Source organism: Protofrankia sp. CiP3, from assembly GCF_917627345.1.
Classification (GTDB): domain Bacteria; phylum Actinomycetota; class Actinomycetes; order Frankiales; family Frankiaceae; genus Protofrankia.
Genome location: NZ_CAKJTM010000045.1, coordinates 32,211 through 35,484, shown reverse-complemented (window position 1 = coordinate 35,484; position 3,274 = coordinate 32,211). Strand labels below are relative to the sequence as shown.

The 3,274-nt window shown below is 69.0% G+C and carries 2 protein-coding genes; both read left to right on the top strand.

The window, feature by feature from the left end; genetic code table 11:
- Nucleotides 1-911, top strand: a 911-nt coding sequence (locus tag MJ797_RS15925) for a WD40 repeat domain-containing protein (RefSeq protein WP_239335609.1), incomplete at its 5' end; no start/stop codon positions are given.
- Nucleotides 912-1,084: 173 nt separating this feature from the next.
- A partial coding sequence (locus MJ797_RS15920; protein WP_239335607.1) for a toll/interleukin-1 receptor domain-containing protein occupies nt 1,085-3,274 on the top strand: 2,190 nt, incomplete at its 3' end.

The following is a 3,274-nucleotide window of genomic DNA, read 5'->3' as shown; positions in this document are numbered from 1 at the left end:
CCCTCACCACCGCCACCAGCATCAGCGGCGGAGGGCTGCGAGTTTATGACCTCACCGACCCGCGGGCCCCGGCGCGTATCGCCAGCATTGACGACGACCAGCACCCCACCGCGGTCGCGTTCAGCCCGGACGGCCACACCCTCACCACCACCAGTAACAGCAGTGGCGGGGGTCGGTTGCGGGTCTATGACCTCACCGACCTGCGGGCGCCGACGCGGATTGCCAGTGTCGACGACGACCAGTACCTGACCGCGGTCGCGTTCAGCCCAGACAGGCACACCCTCACCACCATCAGCAACAGCGGTAGCGGTGGTGGTCGGTTGCGGGTTTATGATCTCGCCAATCCGCGGGCTCCGGTGCGGATTGCCAGTGTTGACGACGACCAGCACCTCACCGCGGTCGCGTTCAGTCCGGACGGTCACACCCTCACCACCACCAGCAACAGCGACAGCAGCGGTGGTCGGTTGCGGGTTTATGATCTCGCCAACCCGCGGGCTCCGGTGCGGATTGCCAGTATTGACGACGACCAGCACCTCACCGCGGTCGCGTTCAGTCCGGACGGTCACACCCTCACCACTACCACCACCAGTATCAGCATCAGCAGCGGTGGTGGGGGTCGGTTGCGGGTCTATGACCTCACCGACCTGCGGGCGCCGACGCGGATTGCCAGTGTTGACGACGACCAGTATCTGACCGGGGTGACGTTCAGCCCAGACGGGCGCACCCTCATCACCATCAGCACGATCAGCGGCAGTGGCGGGGGACGGCTACGAGTCTACGAGATAGCAGGAATATCAACTCTCAGTGGCCATATCCACGTTTGGGCGTGCGACGCGGCCGGCGCCGGCCTGTCGGCCGAAGAATGGAACCACTTCGTGCCCGGCGACATCGCCTACCAGCGCACGTGTTGACACAACCACGAGCGACGGTGGAAACCGGAGAAGCACTATGCGGCGGCGGGGCGCGACGCGTCCGGTGAGCACGGCGTGCCTGGTCACGGTGTCCCGATGGATCCCCCACAGTGTCATGGTGCCGGCTGTGGGCTGGTCTGGGTCTATATGGGCTGGAGTGGGATGCTGGCGCGGTGGGTTACGGGGATGCAGTGGATGGCTGGGATTTCTTCGTCTCGTACACGCAGTCTGACCGGGCGTGGGCGGAGTGGATCGCGTGGGTGTTGGAGGAGGACGGTTTCCGGGTCCTGATCCAGGCGTGGGATTTCGGCCCAGGCACGAACTGGGTCGTCGGGATGCAGAGTGGGGTGTCCCGGGCGACGCGCACGATCGCGGTGCTCTCCGACGACTATGCCCGGTCGGTGTACGAGACGGCGGAGTGGCAGGCGGCATGGGTGGCTGACCCCGCCGGGCAGGACCGGAAACTGCTGGTGGCGCGGGTCGCTGCCTGTGACCGGCCGGGGCTGCTGCGCCAGGTTGTGGGCGTCGACCTGATGGGGATCGGTGAGGACGCGGCCCGGATGATCCTTCGTGAGGCCGCCCGGGTGGCGGTGTTCGGTGGCCGGGCGAAACCGGCCAGCGCTCCGCCGTTCCCGCCGGGCCTGCGCGCGATACCCCGACCGGTGGCGTTCCCGGGTGGGCCGTCACCGGCGGTGGTGAGCCGGCTGCGTCCGCCGGAGGAGCTGCTGCCCGAACTGCCGTCACGGTTCGTGCCCCGGGATAGCGACGTTGCCGGCGTACGCGCGCTGCTGACCGGCCGCTCAACCGGCCCGGTCGTCGGGATCGTGGGGATGGGAGGCGCGGGCAAGTCAACGCTGGCCCGTGCGCTGGTGCACGACGATGGGGTCCGGGCGGCGTTCCCGGACGGGATTGTGTGGGTCGAGGTCACCCCGCGTCCGGACCTGGCTGCCCTTCAGACGCAGGTCCTGGCCGCGTTCGGTTTCCCCGAGCCGGTCGTGGACGTGCGGGTGGGGACAGCGCGGCTGCGGGAGGTACTGGCGGGTGCGGTGTGCCTGATCGTGGCGGACAACGTCTGGGATCGTGAGGTGCTGGCGGGGTTGCCGGTGCCGGCGGGAAGCCGTTTGCTGGTAACCACCCGTGACCGGGAGGTCCTGTTCGCCGACAACAAGGACTATCGGCTCGAACAGGTCAACAACGAGATGGCGCGCCGGGTGCTGGCCCGCTACGCCGGGTGCGAGGTTACCGGCCTGCCCGAGGAGGCCGACGAGATCGTCCGCCGGTGCGGCGGTCTGGTGCTGGCCCTCGCCGTGATGGGGGGCATGGTTGCTGAGGGTCGGCGGTGGGCCGTGGTCACGGCACGGCTCCGCCGTGCTGATCTTGCCTGGTTCGTGGGCCGGCTCTCCGACTATCCCCAGGGTCTGCTCGCCGCGCTGGATGCCTCTGTTGCGGCGCTCGGCGAGCCGGACGCGGACCGGTTCCGGGAGCTGGTGGTCTTCGAGGGCCGCGGGCCGGTGCCGGTGGCGGTGGCGGTCCTGCTGTGGCAGGCCACAAGTGGCCTTGATGAGCTGGATGCCGAGGATCTGCTGAGCAGGCTTGGTCGGCACAGCCTCGTGCAGATCGACCCCGCCAGCGACACGTTCACCCTGCATGACCTGCTGTTTGACTACGCTCGTGCGACGCTGCTTGCTGAGCAGCGTGAGCAGGTTCATGGCGTGCTGGCCCGGTGTTTCCTGTCCCGGTGGGGTGGTCTGGATACCGCTCTGCCCGCCTTGGGGGGCCGTCTGGGGTTCGACGCCGTGGATCGTTACGGTATGTCAGCGTTGATCGTGCATCTGCTGGCCGCGGGTGAGCCGGAGACGGTCGATGCGCTCTTGGCCGCGGAACGTCCCACCTGTGATGGCCGGGCGGAGAGCGTCTGGTATGTCGCCCACGAGAGCCAGGGCAGCACGGGTGACTATCTGGCCGATGTTCGTGCCGCCTGGCAGGATGCCCGGACGCGGCATCCCGCGGATGATCCCCGGGGGCTTGGCCGGCAGGTCGGCTACGCGCTGCTCTTCGGCTCGATCACCAGTCTGGCCGCGAACATCCCCCCGCCGCTGCTGGTTCGACTCGTCGAGGCTGGGTTGTGGCCCCCGGCCCGTGCGCTCGCCTACGCCCAGGCCATACCGGATCCGGCTGGCCGGGCGGAGGCAGTGGCCGGGTTGGCGTCCCATCTGCCCCCTGACCAGCGTGGGCCGGTTCTCGCTCAGGCTCTGAGCGCCGCCATCACTATCGACTGGCCGGAGGCTCGGGTGCGGGCGTTGGTCCGGCTGGCACCCCACCTGCCCCCCGACCAGCACGGACTGGCCCTCGCCCAGGCTCTG